This window comes from Rothia nasimurium, from assembly GCF_928382285.1.
Classification (GTDB): domain Bacteria; phylum Actinomycetota; class Actinomycetes; order Actinomycetales; family Micrococcaceae; genus Rothia; species Rothia nasimurium_E.
Genome location: NZ_CAKMSS010000001.1, coordinates 421798 through 443014 on the forward strand (window position 1 = coordinate 421798; position 21217 = coordinate 443014).

The 21217-nt window shown below is 59.1% G+C and carries 16 protein-coding genes and 2 tRNA genes; 14 read left to right on the forward strand and 4 right to left on the reverse strand.

The features are described from left to right. Positions 1 to 8 precede the first annotated feature (8 nt). From L6758_RS01770 to L6758_RS01785, 4 genes are all read left to right on the forward strand, one after another. On the forward strand, positions 9 to 794 hold the full coding sequence (locus L6758_RS01770) for an ABC transporter ATP-binding protein (protein ID WP_237185651.1): 786 nt from the start codon (positions 9 to 11) through the stop codon (positions 792 to 794). 9 nt (positions 795 to 803) lie between these two features. Continuing rightward, the gene (locus L6758_RS01775; RefSeq protein ID WP_237204922.1) at positions 804 to 1682 is read left to right on the forward strand and encodes a TrmH family RNA methyltransferase; all 879 of its coding nucleotides are present in this window, start codon (positions 804 to 806) and stop codon (positions 1680 to 1682) included. A gap of 96 nt (positions 1683 to 1778) precedes the next feature. Further along, positions 1779 to 2036, forward strand: a complete 258-nt coding sequence (locus L6758_RS01780; protein ID WP_083091002.1) for a type B 50S ribosomal protein L31 — start codon at positions 1779 to 1781, stop codon at positions 2034 to 2036. Positions 2037 to 2207: 171 nt separating this feature from the next. Beyond that, the gene (locus tag L6758_RS01785) at positions 2208 to 3341 is read left to right on the forward strand and encodes an LCP family protein (RefSeq protein ID WP_237204923.1); all 1134 of its coding nucleotides are present in this window, start codon (positions 2208 to 2210) and stop codon (positions 3339 to 3341) included. Between the two features lie 85 nt (positions 3342 to 3426). On the opposite strand, the gene L6758_RS01790 is transcribed toward L6758_RS01785, so the two are convergent. Beyond that, a complete protein-coding gene (locus L6758_RS01790) occupies positions 3427 to 4596 on the reverse strand; it encodes an HIRAN domain-containing protein (protein ID WP_237204924.1) in 1170 nt (389 codons plus the stop codon). Between the two features lie 115 nt (positions 4597 to 4711). After that, entirely contained in the window at positions 4712 to 7372 is a 2661-nt protein-coding gene (gene pepN, locus L6758_RS01795; RefSeq protein ID WP_237204925.1) for an aminopeptidase N, read from the reverse strand. 148 nt (positions 7373 to 7520) lie between these two features. On the opposite strand from pepN, the gene L6758_RS01800 reads away from it, so the two are divergent. From L6758_RS01800 to L6758_RS01810, 3 genes are all read left to right on the forward strand, one after another. Continuing rightward, positions 7521 to 7606 (forward strand) — tRNA-Leu (locus L6758_RS01800). A gap of 269 nt (positions 7607 to 7875) precedes the next feature. After that, positions 7876 to 7961, forward strand: a tRNA-Leu gene (locus tag L6758_RS01805). Between the two features lie 252 nt (positions 7962 to 8213). Continuing rightward, complete coding sequence (locus tag L6758_RS01810; protein ID WP_237204926.1) at positions 8214 to 9719, forward strand: protein adenylyltransferase SelO family protein; 1506 nt, start codon at positions 8214 to 8216, stop codon at positions 9717 to 9719. An 82-nt stretch (positions 9720 to 9801) separates the two neighbouring features. Here L6758_RS01810 and L6758_RS01815 read toward each other — a convergent pair whose 3' ends face one another. Beyond that, the gene (locus L6758_RS01815) at positions 9802 to 12063 is read right to left on the reverse strand and encodes an MDR family MFS transporter (protein ID WP_237204927.1); all 2262 of its coding nucleotides are present in this window, start codon (positions 12061 to 12063) and stop codon (positions 9802 to 9804) included. Between the two features lie 387 nt (positions 12064 to 12450). On the opposite strand from L6758_RS01815, the gene L6758_RS01820 reads away from it, so the two are divergent. The 4 genes from L6758_RS01820 to mshC all read left to right on the forward strand — a co-directional run bounded on the left by L6758_RS01820 (position 12451) and on the right by mshC (position 16214). Continuing rightward, a complete protein-coding gene (locus L6758_RS01820) occupies positions 12451 to 13413 on the forward strand; it encodes an L-lactate dehydrogenase (protein WP_237185657.1) in 963 nt (320 codons plus the stop codon). A 153-nt stretch (positions 13414 to 13566) separates the two neighbouring features. Further along, positions 13567 to 13869 carry a hypothetical protein gene (locus tag L6758_RS01825; protein ID WP_237193651.1) on the forward strand — a complete coding sequence of 101 codons (303 nt, stop codon included), beginning with the start codon at positions 13567 to 13569 and terminating at the stop codon, positions 13867 to 13869. Between the two features lie 89 nt (positions 13870 to 13958). Beyond that, positions 13959 to 14789, forward strand: coding sequence for an undecaprenyl-diphosphate phosphatase (locus L6758_RS01830; protein ID WP_237204928.1), 831 nt, complete (start codon positions 13959 to 13961; stop codon positions 14787 to 14789). 120 nt (positions 14790 to 14909) lie between these two features. Continuing rightward, the gene (gene mshC, locus L6758_RS01835) at positions 14910 to 16214 is read left to right on the forward strand and encodes a cysteine--1-D-myo-inosityl 2-amino-2-deoxy-alpha-D-glucopyranoside ligase (RefSeq protein ID WP_237204929.1); all 1305 of its coding nucleotides are present in this window, start codon (positions 14910 to 14912) and stop codon (positions 16212 to 16214) included. On the opposite strand, the gene L6758_RS01840 is transcribed toward mshC, so the two are convergent. Beyond that, a complete protein-coding gene (locus tag L6758_RS01840; protein ID WP_237204930.1) occupies positions 16211 to 17095 on the reverse strand; it encodes a PAC2 family protein in 885 nt (294 codons plus the stop codon). The two genes, mshC and L6758_RS01840, sit on opposite strands and share 4 nt — an antisense overlap. Positions 17096 to 17196: 101 nt before the next feature. On the opposite strand from L6758_RS01840, the gene L6758_RS01845 reads away from it, so the two are divergent. The 3 genes from L6758_RS01845 to arc all read left to right on the forward strand — a co-directional run bounded on the left by L6758_RS01845 (position 17197) and on the right by arc (position 21215). After that, a complete protein-coding gene (locus tag L6758_RS01845) occupies positions 17197 to 18342 on the forward strand; it encodes a site-2 protease family protein (protein WP_237204931.1) in 1146 nt (381 codons plus the stop codon). Between the two features lie 65 nt (positions 18343 to 18407). Next, positions 18408 to 19442, forward strand: a complete 1035-nt coding sequence (locus L6758_RS01850; RefSeq protein WP_237185663.1) for a tRNA (adenine-N1)-methyltransferase — start codon at positions 18408 to 18410, stop codon at positions 19440 to 19442. 87 nt (positions 19443 to 19529) lie between these two features. Next, positions 19530 to 21215 (forward strand): proteasome ATPase, encoded by a 1686-nt coding sequence (gene arc / locus L6758_RS01855; RefSeq protein ID WP_237204932.1) that lies wholly within the window; start codon positions 19530 to 19532, stop codon positions 21213 to 21215. Positions 21216 to 21217 lie beyond the last annotated feature (2 nt).

Below are 21217 nucleotides of genomic sequence, written 5' to 3' on the forward strand. Positions count from 1 at the left end.
TGTGAACCATGGCATCAGTTCTTGAACTTAATAAGGTTACTGTCTCACGAAGCGGTAAGAACCTCATCCACAACATCACCTGGTCTGTCGAAGAAGGCGAACGCTGGGTCGTCCTTGGCCCCAACGGCGCGGGCAAAACTACCCTGCTCTCCATCGCAGCAGCCCGCCTGCACCCCACCCGCGGCGAAGTCGACATCCTCGACGAAATCCTCGGCGCCGTCGACGTTTTTGAACTACGCCCCCGCATCGGCCTCTCATCAGCCCCCATGGCAGCCCAAATCCCCGGCAACGAAACCGTGCTCGATGTCGTCATCACCGCAGCCTACGGCGTAGCAGGCCGCTGGAACGAAGAATACGACTCCTTCGACGACAACCAGGGCAAGGCCCTGCTCGACGACTGGGGGGTAGCCCACCTAGCTGACCGCCCCTTCGGCACCCTGTCTGAGGGCGAAAAAAAGCGCGTGCTCATCGCCCGCGCCCTCATGACCGACCCCGAAATGCTGATTCTCGATGAACCCGGCGCCGGCATGGACATCGCAGGCCGCGAAGACCTGGTCAAGCGCCTCACCCACCTGGCCCTCGACCCCTACGCCCCCGCCACCATCCTGGTCACCCACCACCTCGAAGAAATCCCCGCAGGCTTCACCCACGCCCTACTCCTGCGCGAAGGCGAAATCGTAGCAGCAGGCCCCATCGAAGAAACCCTCACCCAGGCCAACGTCTCAGCCACCTACGGCCTCGACCTCGACCTGACCATTCACGAGTCCGGCCGCTACTCAGCCTTCGCCCGCTAGCTCCCAAGCATGAAACCCAAACAACTCACCCCCGAGCAGCTGGCAGAACGCTCAGCCCGCGTCACCGCCCTGCCCAACACGCGTCCGCTCAGCACAGCCCCGAGCGAGGCCACCCGCTTCTACACCCACCTCACCGACGTCAAACTGCGCTCCATCAAAGAACCCGAATGGGGAATCTACATCGCAGAATCCTCCAAGGTAATCCGTCGGGCGCTCGCCGCCGGGCACCGGCCTCTCTCATTTCTCATGAGCGAAAAATGGGCCGACGACCTCATTGACGTGTTGCAGGAGTACCCCGAGGTGCCCGTCTATGTGGGAAGCGAGGACGAGCTGGAGCAGGTCACCGGCTTTGCCCTGCACCGCGGGGCCCTGGCCGCCATGGCTAGGCCCGAACCTGTTCCCTTACAAACCCTGCTTGAGGGGGTGCGGCGCGTTGCGATCCTAGAAGATATCGTTGACCACACCAACGTGGGCGCTATCTTCCGCTCGGCAGCCGCCCTCGACGTCGACCTGGTGCTGGTGACCCCGCGCTGCGCTGACCCGCTCTACCGGCGTTCAATCCGCGTCTCCATGGGAACCGTCTTCCAAGTACCCTGGGCCAGACTGGACTCCTGGCCCGGCGCCCTCGACACCCTGCACGCAGCGGGCTTCACCACCGCCGCGCTCGCCTTAGAAGAGGATTCTTTGAGCCTGACCGAACTGGCTAACCGCAACGATGAGAAACTAGCTCTGATTTTGGGCACCGAGGGGCACGGGCTGGCAAAGTCCACCCTGGCAGCTACCCAGCACACCGTCATGATTCCCATGAGCCACGGGGTTGATTCCCTCAATGTAGCGGCCGCCTCAGCCGTTGCCTTCTGGGAAACCCGCCCAAAGATGGTAGAGTAGTTCCTCGGTTGTAAACCGCAACCACCGGTAGGCACCCGCCCCGGTAGCAACAAGATATGCACTGGCAAAATCCAGGGCACGAAGAAGGTAAATATCATGCAGGCTGGCATCCACCCTGAATACAACTACGTTCTCTTCCGCGACCTCGCATCAGGCGAGACCTTCCTGACCAAGTCAACCATGACTTCTCAGAAGACCGAAAAGTGGGAAGACGGCAACGAGTACCCCCTCGTAGAAGTTGAAATCTCATCAGCTTCACACCCCTTCTACACCGGCAAGCAGCGCATCATGGACGCCGCTGGTCGTGTTGAGCGCTTCAACGCTCGCTTCGCAAACTTCGGCAAGAAGGCCTAAGTTTACAGCCAGTCTATTCAGGCTTAATATCACACCCCGTGACCGTGATTTATCACGCGTTACGGGGTGTTTTTGTAGGTTTACTGCGTAGAATTGGGTTCGATTCACTCCGCGTACCGCACCCTTTTGCCGGGTGGGTACGCCCCTTTTGAGATTAGTTAGGGAGGTACCGTGTCCGTCGAGGCTCACGAAGAACCTAAAAAGAAGAAAAGCAAAAAAGCCCTCTGGATTACCCTGCTCATTCTGCTGCTGATTCCGATTATCGCTGTGGGCGGCTACCTGTTCATGATCAATAAGGCCTGGAATAAGTCCGAGACCTTTGATAACGCCATGCCCAATGAGGACGGTAGTGTGAGTAGCCCCCACAGTGATGAGCTGCAAGCTTTGGTCGATTCAGCAAAAATCGTTAACGATTCAGGGAAAGATAACATCACTGAGGGTGATGCTAACGGTAACGGTATCCTCGATATCTATGAAGGCGGTGCCGTCACTGCCCGTCCCGTAAACACTGCTGCTACTGACATCCTTTTGCTGGGTTCTGACCAGCGTACCGGAGCTGAGGCGCTACATGTTTCTGGCGCCCGTGCCGATACCATCATGGTGCTTCACATTCCTGAAGACGGCTCAGCTGCCTACCTGATTTCAATCATGCGTGACACCTGGGTTAATATTCCCGGGTACGGCTCCCATAAGGTAAATGCCGGTCTGAACTACGGCGGTATTGATCTACAGGTTGCTACTATTGAGCAGCTTCTTGGTATTCAGATGGATCACGTTGCTGAAATAGACTTCCAGGGCTTTAAAGCCCTGGTAGATACCCTGGGTGGAGTTACAGTTGATGTTCCCCTCAGCTTTTCAACCGGGAATAATACCTTTATTGCAGGGCCTCAAACTCTGAACGGTAGTCAAGCTCTTGAATTTGTTCGTGAACGCTACAGCTTCTCAGACGGTGACTACCAGCGTGTCCGAAATCAGCGTGCCTTCCTGCGCGGTGTGTATAACAAGCTGAGGGCTGATGGTGCTTTATCATCAGCTAGTAAGTTGTTGCAGGTCATTGAGTCTGTTTCACCCTACATGAGCGTAGATCAGGGTCTGTCACCTTCCGCCATCGTGGGTATTGCCCAGCCTGTGCTTTCCAACGGTAATACCCAGCTGGTCTCCATGACCCTGTCGAATGCCGGTACCGGCTGGTCCTGGGACGGCCAGTCCATCGTGGTCCTCGATGCCGCTGCAACCAGCGCCCTATCATATGCCTTGCAGACCGATACCATGCCTAGTTACATTGCTACCTACGGTTCTGACTAAGCCCAGGTAGCCCCTCGCCAGAGGATATAAGGGGAGCCCCACCAGTTTGGTGGGGCTCCCTTTATATTTTCTTTTTACCTTGATGCTAGTGTTCGAGCGGGTCGGCAGATACTTCTTCTTCGGTATAGCTGTTATCGCGACCGACGAAGAGAGCCAGGAAGGCTACGGATGCGCCGAGCACTATACCTAAAATGCCGAGCAGGGGCTTGAAGAAGACAAGAACCAGGCCCGTGACCAGGATTAGCCCGCCGACAAGCCCAAGGAGAACAGAGATGCGCTGTAAACCCAGGGAGTTCGCTGTAGTGGGTTCTGCGGCTTCAGCTCCGTTGGCTTCAACGGTAGTGGGCTCGCTTGCGGCCGGACGGCTGGGCATAAGTGAACGCTTCTTCTTGGGGGCGTTGCTGCGGGTCGCCTCACCCTCGGTCGGCACGTAGGCGGGGGGCACCTCGTAGGAGGGTGCTGCCGGTAGAAGCTCGGGCAGGTAGTTGGGGAGCTCCTGGTACCACTCGGCGGGAATTTCAGAGGGGCGGACGGCCTGCACCGTCAGGGACAGCTCAAAGGAGTTGCCGCGAATCGTGCCCCAGGCGCTGGTGAGCTTATCGTGCTCGTAGGCGTAGCGGATGACGGGGGCTAACTGCTCGGAGATCTGGGTGGAGAGGCGGCCCACCACCTTGCGGTCGTGTAGGACGTCGACAGAGTCAACCACGCGCCCGTCCGCGTGCTTAATCTGGTTGTTCTCCAGGGAGAGAATCACTCGGCCCTCACCCGAGGGAGGCAGGATGGAGTGCAGGTACTCGGAATGGTCCTTCTCATCGAGCACCTTCATGGAGGCCCCCTGGGGCAGCAGGGTTGCCTGGGTGGGGGCGTTATTGAGGGGGAAGAGAGAACCGGGGGCACTCAGGGAGAGCTGGCCGCTGCTTTCGATGTGGGTTTCACCGGTGACCCCGCGCAGAACAGCAGAAAGCTGCATGCGGGTCACCGCATCGTAGCCCGAGGCCACAACGCGGGTAATCGGGCCCCAATAGGCAGCGGAGTCCTCGGGAGAAAGACGCCCCAGCTTAAGGTCGTCAGCATAGACCGCAATGGCCTGGGGCTGGTAGGGGTTATCGGGCTCTGGTACAAGGCGAACCTCACCGTTCCAAACCCGTTCACGGTCAATCAAGAGTTCTTCAAAAACCTGAAGAATTTCTGCATCGTAGTAGTCATCGGTGATGACCTGCACGGTGCCGCGATCGCCCAGTACGTAGTCGGTCACAGTAGGCTCCTTATCCCAAAAAGTTACTCTCTATAGCTTCTCACGAAAAAGCCGGTTTTGGTTTGCAATGCTGCGCCCCAAAACCGGCTTTCTGCGTAGATTCCCAGGTAAAGACCTAGTTACCTGCCACCTCTTCGGCGGCAGATGCGTTATAGGCCTGAGCGTTGAGGATGCGGACGGCATCATCGAGCAGCTCCCGCACCAGTCGCACCAGGGCGGTGGGGGCGTCCGCATGCTCGGCTAGCCAGCGCTCAGTGGCGCGGACGACCGGGTGAGTCGCCGCGTTACCCTCAGCTAGCTCCACCGCCGGGTAGAGACCACGAATCACACGAGTCGCCATACCGCCGGTACGTGCAGCCCAGGTGGGGGCAAGAAGCTCAAAGAAAGCATCCCGATAACCAACACGCAGCTCTTCTGGCCCATGCTGGAAACCAGCAGCGGTCGCTGACAGCAACTCATTAGAAAGGCCCATATCTTCAGTCACCAGGTTCCAGGCGGCCTGCTTTGCAGCCGCCACCGGCAGAGCGGCGGTCGCAAAGGCATAGCCACGCTCAGCCGTAGCAGAAGGACGGAAAGACCGCGCCTCCTCCAGCTCCTGCTGGGTCACCGCGTCCTGAACCGCAAGAGCCCCCAAAGCCTTCCAACCCAGCGTCTGGTTATAGCTCATACCAGGAGCATCAGAAATAAAACCCTCAACCTGAGCGCTCGCACCCCGCGCCAGATCCTGAGCGAACTCAAGACCCAGCTGCGAATGCGCCGACACAGACAGTAGCGCCCGCACCAGAATCAACTGCTCATCGCTACCCTCCGCAGCACCAGCAAGAGCCTCAGACAGCGCAGCATACAGGGCATCCCACAGCTCACCACGAGCACCCGCCGGAGTGTACAAAGAAATCGCAGCCTGCGCCTGATCCACAATATTCGACAGTAGGGTAGCGGACGGCTCAGCCGCCGCAGCCTGCCCCACAGCCAACACAAACCGGCGGCTAGCAAGCTTCCCATCACGCACCATATTCCACAAGCTACCCCACAGCAGACCGCGCGACAGAGCATCCTCCACCGACGACACCTGACTCAAAGCAAACTCAAGCCCATCAGCCTCAGCCAGGGCAACCTTCGCATAGGTCAAATCCTCAGCATTGAGCAAAACCACATCAGCAGCAGCCACAAGAGCCTGCTCCTGATCAGTCAATCCAACCAGCACCTCATTCTGACCCACAGGAATATCAGCCGACACCACACCCGTGGGCACCAGACGCCCGCCCTCAGAGGCGAACAGGGCAATCTTCAACAGATGCGGCCGCCCCAACTCAGCCGGAACACCCACAGGCAACTGCTGACGCACCACCAACTGCACAGAACCATCAGCACCGGTCACACGCTCACACGACAGCTCAGACAAACCACTCGTCTGCAACCACGCCTCAGCCCAAGTACGAACATCACGATCAGAGACCTCATCGAGCACACCCAAGAAATCATCAAGAGTCGTATTACCCCACTCAAACCGCTTAAAGTAAACCCGCGCAGCCTCAATAAACTGATCAAACCCAACATAAGCAACCAGCTGCTTCAGGGCGCTCGCACCCTTGGCGTAGGTAATACCGTCAAAGTTCTGACGGGCAGCTTCAAGGTGGGGGATATCCGCAACAATCGGGTGAGTAGTCGGCAGCTGATCCTGACGGTAAGCCCAGGCCTTACGGGAATTCGCAAAGGTGACCCAGGCGTCCTTATAGCCATTGGCCTCAGCAGCGCCCAGATGCCCCATGAAGTCTGCAAAAGACTCCTTGAGCCACAGGTCATTCCACCACTTCATGGTAACCAGGTCACCAAACCACATGTGGCTCATCTCGTGGCAAATCACATTAGCCCGGCCCTCAAGCTGGGACTCATCAGCGCCGGAGACAAAAATATACCCCTCGGTAAACGTCACCAAACCGGGGTTCTCCATTGCCCCCAAGTTGTACTCCGGCACAAAAGCCTGCTCGTACTTGGGGTAGGGGTAGGCGTAGTCAAAGAGGTCCTGGAAGAAATCCAGGCCCTGCTTGGTCACGGCAAAGATGTTCTGGTAGTCAAAATGCTCTTTGAGCGACTGGCGGCAGTAGGCAACCAGGGGGATAGACCCAGAATTAACAGCGGACGCCGGGGTGTAGGTATCGAAAGCGGTAAAGTACTCGCCCGCCACAATAGCGGTGATATAGGTAGAAATACGGGCAGTCGGCTTGAAAACACGCTTAGAAATCGATGAATCTGACGGGTCATCAATTTCGCGGTCCAGCTCAGCATTCGAGCTCACCACCCAGCTCTTAGGGGCCGTAATACGGAAGTTAAACACAGCCTTGAGGTCGGGTTGCTCAAAATTCGGGAAAACCCGACGACAATCCGCCGGCTCATACTGGGTGTAGAGATAAATCTTGCCATCGGACGGGTCAATGTAGCGGTGCAGACCCTCACCCGAGCGGCTAAAGTACGACCGGCCCTTGATAGTGAGAGTATTCTCCGCCTGCAAACCCGGCAGGACAATACGGGAACCCTCAACCACCTCATCAACAGGCAGCGACACCCCGTTCAGCTTCACCGACTCCACCGACTGATGAATGTAGTCAATAAAAGTACTAGCACCCTCAGACGCCGTAAATCGAACAGTCGTAGCAACCGGATAAGTTTCAAAATCAGAGCTGGCATGAGTGAGATCAACATGCACATCGTAGGTATCAACGCTGATAGTACGGGCCCGCAGAGCGGCCTCTTCTTGAGTCAAATTTTCGTTATTCACATCACCATAGTAAGCCCCTGTATGTACAAGGTCGAGTTAGAAAGTGCTGGTGGGGTAGTGGAAGGTGGATTTTGCACGTTCGCTAAACCTTGTGTATAGTAATAACTCGTTGCCAGCACGGCTTCAGTTGAAGTCTGCAAGACACCTTGCGCGGGTGGCGGAATAGGCAGACGCGCTAGCTTGAGGTGCTAGTCCTCGTATTAGAGGGTGGGGGTTCAAGTCCCCCCTCGCGCACAAGAAAACCCCATGTGGGACATAGAAAAAACCGGTTCCTGTTGACAGGAGCCGGTTTTTTGTTGACAGGAGCCCTGCTGAGGTGGGTTGGATCAGGAATCTTGAGTGCTAACCCGTAGGGGAGTGCTTGTCTGATAGTCACCCAACGTTCGGATGTGATGGAGCTTATGCCGCCAAATCCCTTTTCTGGTTTGCGCGCACGAGAAGTGCCCGGTATAGTTATTACTCGTTGCCAGCACGGCTTCGGTTGAAGAAGTGCAAGACACCTTGCGCGGGTGGCGGAATAGGCAGACGCGCTAGCTTGAGGTGCTAGTCCTCGTATTAGAGGGTGGGGGTTCAAGTCCCCCCTCGCGCACAATAAAACCCCGTATGGGATATAGAAAAAACCGGTTCCTGTTGACAGGAGCCGGTTTTTTGTTGAATTAAGCCCTGCCGCTACGAGCCATAGGCCCCGGCGGAATTTTTATGCCCCGGTAGATTATCAACTTTATTCATCAGTTAAACTGATAATTTTTGGCTGGCGCCCTTAAAAAATTTTGAAATCGGGGGCAGCTCCCACCCTCCAAGCCAGTCTCTCTAGCCTTCGACCGGGCGATAAACTAGCCCTATGCAGCCTACTGAACCCCGTGCGTCCGCCCCGCTCCTTGACCATACCTACAGCGAGACCTTCCCCGACCTCACTCGCCATGCCCAGCCGGACATCCCGCAGGGTACCCGCCTGGCCTGGCTCAACGAGAATCTTGCCCGCGACCTGGGGCTGAACCCGGCCTGGTTGCGCACGGACGCCGGTCTCGCCTGGATGACGGGCAGGGGAGAGGCCCCCACAGTCGCCCTGGCCTACTCGGGCTACCAGTTCGGGCAGCTCTCTCCGGTGCTGGGTGACGGTCGGGCCCACCTCATTGGCGAACTGGCTATCCCCGCGCAAGAAGAAGGCGGTAGGGCTACCCGTTGCGATCTTCACCTGAAAGGCAGTGGTCGGACGACCTTCTCCCGCCCCGGTTCGGACGGCAAGGCTCCACTGTCGGCGGCCTGGCGCGAGGCTGTCATCGGGGAGTCCCTGCATGCGCTCGGTCTGCCGACTACCAGGGCCCTGGCTGTGTTTGAGACCGGAGAGAAGGTGCAGCGCCGCGCACCTGAACCGGAACCGGCGGGGCTGGTTCTGCGTGTTGCCGCCAGCCACCTGCGGGTAGGTACCTTCCAGTTTGCCCAGTACCACTGCGACCCTCAGGTGCGGGGGCAGCTGGTCGATTATGCCCTGGCTCGTCACTACTCCGACCTCACCCCGGGAGAAAATCGCAGTGAGCGGGCCCTTGCCCTTCTTCGGGCTGTGGCGCAGCGGCAAGCTCGCCTGGTAGCTAGTTGGCAGGCGCTGGGGTTCGTGCACGGGGTGCTCAACACCGATAACGTAACTATTTCTGGTGAAGCTATTGACTTTGGCCCCTGCGCTTTCATTGATGCTTTTGAGCGGGATAAGGTCTTCAGCTCCATCGACCGCCAGGGCCGCTACGCCTACAACCACCAGCCCGGCATCACCGCTTGGAACCTATCCCGCTTTGCCGAAACCCTGCTCGATATCATCGACCCTGAAGAGCCGAACCGGGCAATCCACCTAGCCACCGAGGTGATCTCGGAGTTCGAAGATGAAGTGGTGGAGCAGCAAATAGCGGCATTTGCTATCAAGCTGGGGCTTGACCTGGGCGGGGTTGGTGAGGACGTCCGCGCCCAAGTGGGCAGGTTCGGGCAGGCAACTCTGGGGCTGCTAGAGCGCCACGCGCTGGACTTTACAGGGTTCTTTAGGTCTTTGGCTGAAGGAACCTGCCTGCTACCGGAGGGAGACCGGCAGGGCTGGTTGACTCGGTGGGAAGAACTGAAGGTCGCTACAGGTACTACCCCTGAACGGGCGACGGAACTCATGCTGGCACATAACCCGGTCTACATCCCCAGAAATTTAGCCCTCGACGCTGCCCTACGGCAGATGGAGCGCGGGAATCGGCAACCGCTTGAGGAGCTGCTGGAAGCCGTCAGTAACCCCTTTGAGCGCCATGCCGGCCTGGACTATCTGGAAGGCGCTCCTGCCGAGTCCCGCTTCTTCACGAGCTTTTGCGGAACGTAGAGCAACTTCTCTTATCTAGAGTTTGGTTTAAAAAGGCCGGGGCCTGCCGCCGAATTCATCGGTGGCAGGCCCCGGCCTTCTGCTAGCGGGAGCGGCGGTGCAGCCAGCTCAACAGGGCGGCACCTAGAGCCAGGGTTCCTACAGCAGCAGCAAGGACGCCAGCCCGCGGCTTCTTGCCAGACGCTAGGGGAGCCTGGGGTGCGGCAGTGGTGGGAACAGCCTCCACAACGGGGATGCTGCCGGTGTAGACGGTCTGAACTTCGAGCACATCGCGCTCAGCTACCTCGGCCTGGGGCTCAGCGGCATCTTCAGCCTGCTTGTTGCCCTGAGCGTTCTCCTGCAGACCCGAAGCTGCACGCAGCGGGGGAGTCTTGAAGAAGAGAGCCAGAACAAAGGCCATAACGGTGGCAAAGAAGGCAACCCAGTAGACCGACAGGGTTGAAGCGTTGAAGCCAACCATGAAGGGGCGGGTGAGGCGGGCGTCCGCACCTGTGAGGTAAGAGGTATCAGAGGTTGAAACGCCTGATTCTTCACCATCGGTGGAGGTCGAAGAAATCTGCTCTGCCAGGGTGGGGGTGAGCTGGTCTACCCAGTAGGAGCGCTGGGCTTCATCTGACCAGTCAACGACCAGGGTGCCGTCCTGAACCGACGCGTGAGCCTGCTCGGCGGCAGATACCAGGGCAGCCTGTTCAGCGGCAGGGGTGGCTTCAGCTACCTGGGCGTCAATGAAGGTCTGAGCCTGGTCGGCAGGTAGGGTGCCAGCGTCAACCTGGGCCTGAACCGCAGCAGAAACCTGCTGGTAGACCGCATCGTCGGCGGCGGTGCGAGCCTGGTCAGAGGCCGCTGAGAGCTGAGAGGCGATAGAGCTCTGGGCGGGCTCCACAATCTGATTCCACATCTGCTCCATGATGCCCTGGTTCTCAGGAGCGGAGGCCACAGCGGGAGTCAGCGCGGCGTCAAGACCCGAACGCAGGTCGTCCTCGTTGCCCATGGCCTTCATGATGTTGCCGGGCATAGCTGAGAAGAGAACCGACAGCAGGACGGCGGTACCCATGGTGCCACCGATCTGACGGAAAAAGGTAGCGGCGGAGGACGCCACACCCATGTAGGAGGGAGCAACAGCATTCTGGGCTGCCAGGGTCAGGGACTGCATGAGCTGACCCAGGCCAAGACCCATGATGAACATGCCCAGCATGAGGAACCAGAGGGGGCGGTCCGCTGTCATGAAGGTCAGGTAGTAGTAGGCAACCACCATGAGGGCGGTGCCCAGAATGGGGAAGATGCGGTACTTGCCGGTGCTAGCGACCATGCGACCCGACACGATGGACGCGGTCATAATACCGGCCATCATGGGTAGGGTTGCGAAGCCCGACTCGGTGGGGGTTAGCCCGGTGACAATCTGCAGGTAGAGGGGGATGGTCATCATGGCGCCGAACATGCCGAAGCCAACCAGGAAGCCCAGAAGGGACGACATGGAGAAGGCACCGGAGCGGAAGAGAGCCAGCGGGAGAATGGCGTCCTGACCCATCTTGGATTCGATGATGAGGAAGGCTGCTAGACCCAGGGCGGAGATGACGAAGCAGGTGATGGACGCTGCGGAGGTCCAGCCCCATTCGCGACCCTGTTCAGCCACGAGCAGGAGGGGGACCAGAGCTACGACAACGCTGGTTGCACCCCACCAGTCAACGCGGGGCTTGAGGGCAGTATCGGTGATGCGAGGCAGGTGCAGGAACTTCCAGACCATAGCCAGGGCAATGATGCCGATGGGGACGTTGATGAGGAAGACCCAGCGCCAGCCGGTAATCCACAGAATTTCGTCGCTACCGGCAAAGAGACCACCGGTGAGGGGGCCGAGCACGGAGGAGATGCCAAAGATGGCCAGGAAGTAGCCCTGGTACTTGGCGCGCTCACGGGGAGCCAGCATATCGCCCATAATCGCCATAGGCAGAGACATGAGGGCGCCTGCACCGATGCCCTGGAAAGCGCGGAAGGCTGCCAGCATGATCATCGAGGTGGAGAAGCTGGAAAGAAGCGAACCCAGAATGAATACGACGATACCGAAGAGGTAGAGGGGGCGGCGGCCGAAGAGGTCGGAGAGTTTGCCGTAGATGGGGGTGGTGATCGTGGAGGTGATCATGTAGGCGGTGGTGACCCATGCCTGCTGTTCTAGGCCGTGGAGGTCATCGCCGATCGTCCTGATAGCTGTAGAGACGATGGTTTGATCGAGGGATGAGAGGAACATGCCCGCCATAAGACCGACGATGACCAGCATGATTTGCCGATGGGTCATGAGGGGTTGGTCTTGGGCGGTTGTCTGCTCTGGTGTAGCTGGTGCTGTAGACATGACGAACCTTTAGGTCTGGAGTGAATTGCGGGTTCGCGCGGTTTTGCTTGGTCTACGGTGCGCGGACGCTTGTGGCGGGCGGTTGCGTAGTCTTGGGTTCGCGAACTTAACAAGCTTAAGTGCAGTTCTGCAAAAATACTTCCTTCTGAAAGCGTCTTGTGCGCCACAATGGGCAGGGTGGCTTGAAATTATCTACGTAAGACCGGGTGTGAGCTTTCACAAAGGGTCAAGCTGCACATATTTGGTTTTGTGGGCTTTTCTGAGTAAAGGTCAGCAAAACCCCAAATGAAAAGCAGATAAACCCACATAAAAGCGTATTTTTTCTGGCATACTTGAGATGTAACGAACACAAAACAACCCCACAGCATCTGCTGAAAGGAACCTCCCATGGCTCTCGAAAAGAAGAACACCAAGCTCGGCGTTATCGGCGCAGGTGGTGTTGGTTCAGCAACCGCCTACGCAGCAACCCTGCGCGGCGCAGCTGATGAAATCGTTATCTACGACATCGCCGGTGAGCGCGCTGAGGCAGAAGGCCTCGATATCGCCCACGGCACCATGTTCGCCCACGAAGCTGAAGTTTCAGGCAGCGGCGATGTAGAAATCCTGCGCGACTCAGACCTCATCATCGTTACCGCAGGCGCCCGCCAGAAGCCCGGTCAGCCCCGCCTCGAACTGGCAGAAGCAAACGTCAACATCTTCAAGTCCATGCTTCCCAAGGTCATGGAGGTAGCCCCCAACGCTATCCTCATGATCGTCACCAACCCCTGCGACGTCCTCGCCGTTGTTGCTCAGAAGATCACCGGCCTGCCCACCGAGCGCTGCTTCGCATCCGGTACCGTGCTCGACTCATCCCGCCTGCGCTGGCTGATTGCTGAAAAGGCCGGTGTCTCCATCAAGTCAGTTCACGCCAACATCGTTGGTGAGCACGGCGACTCAGAATTCCCCGTCTGGTCAGCAGCCAACATCGGTATGGTTCCCCTTGACGAGTGGACCAACGAAGACGGCGAAAAGGTCTTCACCGAAGAAGTCAAGGCAGAACTGGCAGAAGAAGCCATGCGTGCAGCCTACAAGGTCATCGAAGGTAAGGGTTCCACCAACTACGCCATCGGCATCTCGGCGACCCGCATCGCCGAAGCTATCCTGCACGGCCAGGACGCCGTACTCAACGTCGCAACCCAGGTACGCGGCCGCTACGGCATCGAGGGTGAAGCCGCTCTCTCACTGCCCTCAGTTGTCTCCCGTGACGGCGTCAAGCGCGTACTCGACGTCCCCATGACCGACGAGGAAATCGAGCGTCTGCGCGCCTCAGCCAACGCCATCAACTCCTCACTGGCAACCCTGGGCTTCTAAAACCGGATAAGCCATTAGCGCATCCGAAGCCTGGCCCTATAGACAGTGCCGCCCCGCTCCCACCCGAGCGGGGCGGCACTGTTATGTGTGATTCACCAAATTTTCACCGCCCGGTATTTCCCACGCACTGAGAAAGGGAGTAACGTCTACTGTATGAGTAATAACCCTCGTGCCGAACTGGCTCACCTGACCGCCGCCCTCGAAGAGCACCTCAACGCTATTATCAATAGCCGCGGTGAACACGACGCCGCCGTCGACAACACCTACGTAGCCATCGCAAACGCCTTTGAACGCTACGAAGAAGCCCTGTTCGACGCCTACGAAGAGGTCACGCCGCTCGAAGTTTTCATCGATGATGAAGACGACGACGATGACTTTGACTACGACTTCGATGAAGAAGACGACGAAGACGATGATGATGAGGTGGAGTACTACCTCGATGAAGAGCAGAAGTAGACCGGTTACCTAAGTTCTACCTGTTATTCCAAGCACAGCACCGCGAGCGGTGCTGTGCTTTTTCTTTGACTCGCGTAGAGTTTTCTGCTGTGGAATGGATACAAGCAATCATCCTGGGTCTCGTCCAGGGTCTAACTGAGTTTTTGCCGATCTCGTCATCGGGTCATATTCGTATCGTGGGTCAGTTCTTGCCGAACGGTGAGGATCCCGGTGCGGCTTTTACCGCTATCACCCAGCTGGGTACTGAAGCGGCTGTTTTGGTCTTCTTCTGGAAGGACATCGTTCGCATCATCAAGAACTGGTTCGGTTCTTTGGTGGGCAAGGTCGATAAGAAGGATCCGGACGCCCGCATGGGCTGGTTCATCATTATCGGCTCCCTGCCGATTGGTATTCTGGGCATCCTGCTGGAGGACTACATCGATTCAACCTTCCGCAGCCTCTGGATTACCGCAACCATGCTGATTGTGTTCGCAATCTTCCTGGGTATTGCAGACCGTATCGGTCGCGAACAGCGCGAGCTGAAAGACCTCACCATCAAGCACGGTATTCTGTACGGTTTCGCACAGGCCCTGGCCCTGGTTCCCGGTGTCTCTCGCTCCGGCGGTACCATCATGGCCGGTCTGCTCATGGGCTACACCCGTGAGGCTGCCGCCCGTTACTCCTTCCTGCTGGCAATCCCCGCAGTTTTCGCATCGGGTCTCTACAAGCTGGCAGGCAGCATCTCTGAGGGCTTCTCCGGCTACTACGGTTTCGGTTCTACCATGGTTGCAACCCTGGTTGCTTTTGTAGTCGGCTACCTGATCATTGGCTGGTTCCTCAAGTACGTTTCCAACAAGAGCTACAGCATCTTCGTCTGGTACCGTATCGCCCTGGGTCTTGCCCTGTACATCCTGCTGGGCACCGGCGTCCTCGCCGCGTAGACCTGTCTCACTTTTTACCCGCCCGGAAATACCTTTCCGGGCGGGTATTGTTTTAGGAAGAGAAAAAGCACCGCCCGAGGCTATTCGGGGTAGGCGCACATCAACTATCGTGAGGTTTTCATGCGAGCTTGGGACCAGCCCACCATTCCGTCACTCCCGGGGCAGGCGCCCCTTCCCACCGTCTTTGATACTGCGGCCGGAGGCAGGCAGACCCTTGAGCGTGAGAGCCGCGCAGGGCTGTACGTCTGCGGTATTACCCCCTACGACGCGACCCACATGGGGCACGCTTCTACATATGTTGCTTTTGACGTGCTGAACCGGGCCTGGCGCGATGCCGGGGTAGAGGTAACTTTCGTACAGAACGTCACCGACGTTGATGATCCCCTGCTTGAACGTGCCGAAGCGACCGGCGTTGACTGGCGGCAGCTGGCTGAGGAACAGACCGAGCTGTTCCGTACCGATATGGTGGCCCTGAACGTCATTGCCCCCGACCACTACGTGAGCGTTGTTGACTCGGTGCCCTCTGTGGCGACTGCTGTGCAGAAACTGCTGCACGAGGGTGTGGCCTACCGCGTGCCCGGTTTCACCGACGAGCAGGGTGTTACCCAGCCCGACGGCGATATCTACTTCGATATTGAGGCCGCCCAGAAACTGGGTGAAGGCCGCGAAGGCGGCTGGTCGCTGGGTCAGGTGGCCCACTACAGCATTGAAGAGATGCTGACTATTTTTGGCGAGCGCGGCGGCGATCCTGATCGCCCCGGTAAGCGTAACGCCCTTGACCCCCTGCTGTGGCGCGTTGAGCGGGCGGGGGAGCCTGCCTGGGACGCGGGGGAGTTAGGACGCGGCCGCCCCGGCTGGCATATCGAGTGCAGCGTGATCTCGAGTGAGTTCCTGGGAGCACCCTTCTCTGTTCAGGGCGGTGGCTCTGACCTGATTTTCCCGCACCACGATTTGGGTTCGAGCCATTCCTTTGCCCTGAACGGTGAGCCTATGGCCCGCCACTACATGCACACCGGCATGGTGGGCCTTGACGGGGAGAAGATGAGCAAGTCCCTGGGTAACCTGGTGCTGGTGTCGAAGCTGCGGGCTGCCGGTGTAGAACCTGCTGCTATCCGCCTGGCGATTATGGATAACCACTACCGCACCGACTGGTTCTGGCAGGAAGATTTGCTGACCAAGGCCCAGGGGCGTCTGGAACTCTACCGTTCGGCTGCGGCAGCTGCCGAGGGGCAGGCCGATGAGGCCGCCCTTTCCCTGCTTGAGAGCGTCCGCCAGCATCTTGCCGACGACCTTAACACCCCCGCCGCTCTGGTTGCCCTTGACCAGTGGGCCCTCTCTACCCTTGAGAACGGTGGTGCCGGCGGTCAGCTGGTAGCCGACCTGCTCATGGCCCGCCTGGGTGTTGATCTGGCACCTGCTGCCTAGTTGTCGTCCTGGTCCTTGAGGAATTTCTCGAACTGGGCCGCAATATCTATTTGGCTGAGGTCAGCGATATCGTCGTTGGCCTCAGCTATTGATTCTAGGGTTCGTACGTAGCTGGCCAGCTCGGGCTCGTCCTCGATGAGGGCGTCGGCCTGGTGGTTCCAGCTGGCGATGTCGTCTGCGCTGCGCTCTAGGGGCATGGGGAAGCCCAGAATCGCTTCGAGGGCAGAGAGCAGGGTGAAGGTTGCCTTGGGGTGGGGCGGCTCAGGCAGGTAGTGGGGAACCGACACCCAAAGGGAGAGAGCCGGTATGTGAGCCTGCCCGGCTTCGAACGCCAACACGCCAATCAGGCCGGTTGGACCCTGGTAGGCATTGGCTTCTACGCCCTCTAAGGCGAGGACGCTACTGGTATAGCTGGTAACGCTCAGCGGCAGGGGGCGGGTGTGGGGGACCTCATCGAGCAGGGCCCCGCAGAAGACCACCAGGTCAACCTGTTCCCGCTGCACCAGGTCTTTAAAACGCTCGATGTAGGCATGCCAGTTCATGGAGGGCTCGGGGCCCGAGAGGGTCAGCAGGCGGACGCCGGCGGTGGTGTGTGCCTCGGTAAAGACGGTATCGGGCCAGGTAATGCGCTGGGTGCCTTCCTCATCGATGCTCAGAAGAGGCCGGGTTTCGGTGTAGTTGTAGCAGCCGCTCACGTCAAAGCCGGGTGCCGGTGTAGCGGGGTAGTGCTCCCACAGCGCGCGGAAGGCGTCGATAACGGCATCACCGGCGTCATTCCACCCTGTGAAACCGACCAGGAGCACGGTGGGGGCGTGAGCCGGTAGGGTGGAGGTGCTTGCAAAATGGTTCAGAGCGTTGAGGGGGAGGGGCTGATTAATCACCCCCCATATCCTACTCCTGATAGGCCGTAACCTCTACAGGCAATAGACTAGAGAGTTCCGGGGCGGTAGCTCCGGTGATGTAGCGCTCAGGAGGTAAAGGTATGACGTCCCATCCGGGTCTTCGGATTGGTTCTTTCGCGGGGGCGCCAATATATCTGCGCCTCTCCTGGTTCCCCCTCATGGCTTTGGTCGTGGTGGGTTACGGTATGAACCTGGCATCTTTGCGGTCTTTAACAGAGCTGCAGGGCTATCTCGCTGCCGGTGTGGTTGCCGGTACCCTGGCGCTGGGAGTCTTCGCCCACGAACTGGCACACGCTGCGGTCGGCCGGGCACAGGGGGTGCGGATTTCGTCCATCTCCCTGAACATGTGGGGCGGGCAGACCAAGATGCAGACCGCTTCGGCAGCTACCTCGCTACTAGTATCGGTGGCTGGCCCGCTGGTGAACTTTGCGGTAGCGGCCCTGTGTCAGTTGATATGGTGGGCGACGGGATCCGCCGACTTCTTTGGCTTCGCCTTAGCAGCCCAGGTCAACCTTGCTATCGGTATTTTTAACCTGATACCTGCCTTTCCCCTCGACGGTGGCTATGCCCTCGAAGCCTTGGTCTTTATCCTGGTAGGACGCCGGTCGGTGGCAACCCGGGTCACAGCCTATACGGGTCTTCTGCTCCTTGCCCTCTTAGCTAGCGCCCTGCTCTTTACCGGCCTGTGGCGATCCCCCTGGGTGTTACTGGTAGCCGCTGCCCTGGCCTTTTATCTGTGGAGCGGCACCAACCACTCCCTCAAACAACTCGCGCAGGATTCCGACCCTCACCACCCCCTACGGGCGTCCGCCCTGATGGCTCCCGCCCAGCTTGCTGACCCGCACAGCAGCATCGGTGGTGCCCACCAGCGCTGGGACGGCGTATCCCACCTTCTCCTGGTAGAGCAGCAGGGATCGTCCGTGCACCCCCTTGCCCTCGTTGAACCTACAACACTCGCTGCCTCGTTGGGCTCTCTTGACCAGCAGCCCCTTGCCGCGATCGCCCAGCCCCTTGCAGCCCGCACTCTGGGCATTCAGACCGGCTACATCGACACCCTCGATGAGTACAGCGGCTTTGCCCACTACCGGCTGCCCGAAGAGCAGCGGGGGCAGAACCTCACCTGGGTGGTGATGGACGCCGCCACCCCCGTGGGGCTGGTGACCTCCCAGGCCATGACTCAGGCGGTGCTCGCCACCGTGGGCGCTGGCACGTCTTCATCTAAATGACCCCACCGCGCTTTTCTGAGACAATAGAAGAAACCAGACCAAAAACGAAAGAGAAATCTGACCTTATGAGCACCCCTACCGGTAGTGTCAACCGTCGTGGCCCCTTCCGCCCGGGAGAGCGCGTCCAGCTAACCGACGAGCGCGGACGCATGACCACCATTACCCTGGCTGAAGGCGGGGAGTACCACTCTCACCGCGGTTTTTTTAAGCACAGCGAGCTCATCGGCAACGTTGAGGGCACCGTGATTGAAAACTCCGAGGGGTTCAAGTTCCAGGCCCTGCGCCCGCTCTACAAGGATTTTGTGCTTTCTATGCCCCGCGGCGCTGCCGTGGTCTACCCCAAGGACGCCGGCCAGATTGTGGCCATGGCCGATATCTTCCCCGGTGCCCGCGTGATTGAAGCTGGCGTCGGCTCCGGTGCTCTCTCTATCGCCCTGCTGCGGGCCGTGGGGGACGGCGGCCACCTGCGCTCTTTCGAACGCCGAGAAGAATTTGCCGATATCGCCCGCGGCAACATCGAGACCTTCTTCGGTGGGGAGCACCCCGCCTGGTCGCTGACCCTGGGCGATTTGGCTGAAGCACTGGGCGAGGTTGAAGAACCCGGTAGCGTAGACCGCGCCGTCCTTGACATGCTGGCCCCCTGGGAGTGCCTGGACGCCGTAGCCACCGCCCTGGCGCCCGGCGGCGTCATCATCTGCTACGTTGCAACCGTCACCCAGCTCTCCCGCGTGGCTGAGGCCCTGCGCGCCGATGGCCGTTTCACCGAGCCCGAATCCCACGAAACCATGGTGCGCGGCTGGCACGTTGAGGGCTTGGCAGTGCGCCCCGACCACCGTATGGTAGCCCACACAGGCTTCCTCATTACCGCCCGCCGCCTAGCTGACGGGGCAGAGCGTCTGGCCCCCAAGCGCCGCGCCTCAAAGACCGATTTCTCAGAAGAGGATATGAACGCCTGGACTCCCGCAGCCCTGGGCGAGCGCAATGTCTCTGACCGTAAGCTCCGTCGGGCCGGTCGCGATGCCCTGAACCTGGCTGAGAAGGCCGCCTCTGCCGCCCAGAAGGCTGAGGCAGCGCAGGCTGACCAGGATTCCGAAAACTAAAACCCCATGACGGCCCCGCCACCCGATGATTGGGGTGGCGGGGTTCTGACTCACCGGTGAGTCGTCACCAGAAGGAAGTGCCCCAGCATGAGTGAACGTTTAACCGTTTCGTCGGTAGATTACGAGCGTATTCTGCGGCAGCTCAATATCGCTAACGATAACCGCCGCAATCTGGATCGGCAGTTGCGGGCGGCTGGCGAGCGTAACCAGAAGCTGGTGACGGCTCTGACCAAGACAAAGAACGAAATTGAGCATTTGCGCATGGCGCTGGCTCAGGAGGTGGCTCCGCCGCTGAATTCTGCCCTGGTGCTGGGGGTGCACGGGGCGACGATGACCTACCAGGATCTTGCCGAGGGTAAGACTCCGGCTGAGATTGAGGAGCATCTTGATGTGCTCTTGGGCGGCCGCCTGGTGCGTATCACCTGCTCACCCCTGCTACCGATTGCCCAAGTGAAGCCGGGTATGACCGTCCTGCTCAACGAGCAGACCCAGGCCGTGGTATCGCTGGGGTTTGAGGGCTACGGTGATGTGGTGACGGTGCGGGAGGTTCTTGATCACGATCACCTGGTGGTTGACCTACCCAATCAGTCTAAGGCTGTGGCTCGTATCTCGGGTGCCCTGGACCCGGACGAGCTGCGGGTGGGGGATACCGTCACCTACGATTCGCGTATTCAGATGGTGACCTCCTTGGTTCCCCATACCGATGCCCAGGAGCTGGTGCTGGAAGAGGTACCCGATGTTACCTATGACAATATCGGTGGCCTGGGTGACCAGATTGACCTGATTAGGGATGCCGTTGAGCTACCTTTCTTGCACCCCGATATTTACCGCCAGTACCGCCTCACCCCGCCCAAGGGTATCTTGCTCTACGGCCCTCCCGGCAACGGTAAGACCCTGATTGCCAAGGCTGTGGCTAACTCTCTGGCTGCGCGGGCTGCGGAGCGGTCTGAGAATGGTAAGAAGACCGGCTACTTCTTGAACATCAAGGGCCCGGAGCTGCTGGATAAGTATGTGGGTGAGACTGAGCGACAGATTCGCGATATCTTCTCTGCTGCCCGCGACAAGGCACGAGCTGGACACCCCGTGGTGGTTTTCTTTGATGAGATGGAGTCGCTCTTCCGCACCCGCGGTTCGGGCCGGTCTTCGGACGTAGAAACTACCATTGTGCCCCAGCTTCTGGCTGAGATTGACGGGGTTGAGAGCCTGGATAACGTCATTGTGATTGGTGCGACCAACCGCGAAGACATGATTGACCCGGCCGTGTTGCGCCCGGGGCGTTTGGACGTGAAAATCCGTATTAACCGCCCCAACCGGGCCGGCGCTGCCGAAATCTTCGGGCTTTACCTGACAGAGGATCTGCCGATTAGTCAGGCTGAGGTGGCACGAGCTGGGTCCCAGCAGCAGGCGGTTGCCAGCATGATTGAGACGGTCATCGAGAATCTCTTCTCCGCTGAGCCGGCGAACCGCTACATCAGTGTTGATTTAGAGAACGGCGTGAGCCGCTGGCTCTTCAGGGGCGACTTCCTTTCGGGTGCCGTGATCCGCAATATTGTCGATCAGGCTAAGAAGCTGGCGATTAAGTCTTACCTGTCTACCGGGGCTGAGGGTATCAGCACCGAGCACCTGCTTGAGGCCGTGCGCGCAGAGTTCGAGGATCAGGTCGAGGTTCCCCAGGCTAGCGAAATTGAGGATGTTCTCTCTACCCTTAACATTCGTCTGCGCGTGCTTAACGCCGCCCCGGCTCGTGCCGTCGATACCGGAGCGGGGGTCTAGCG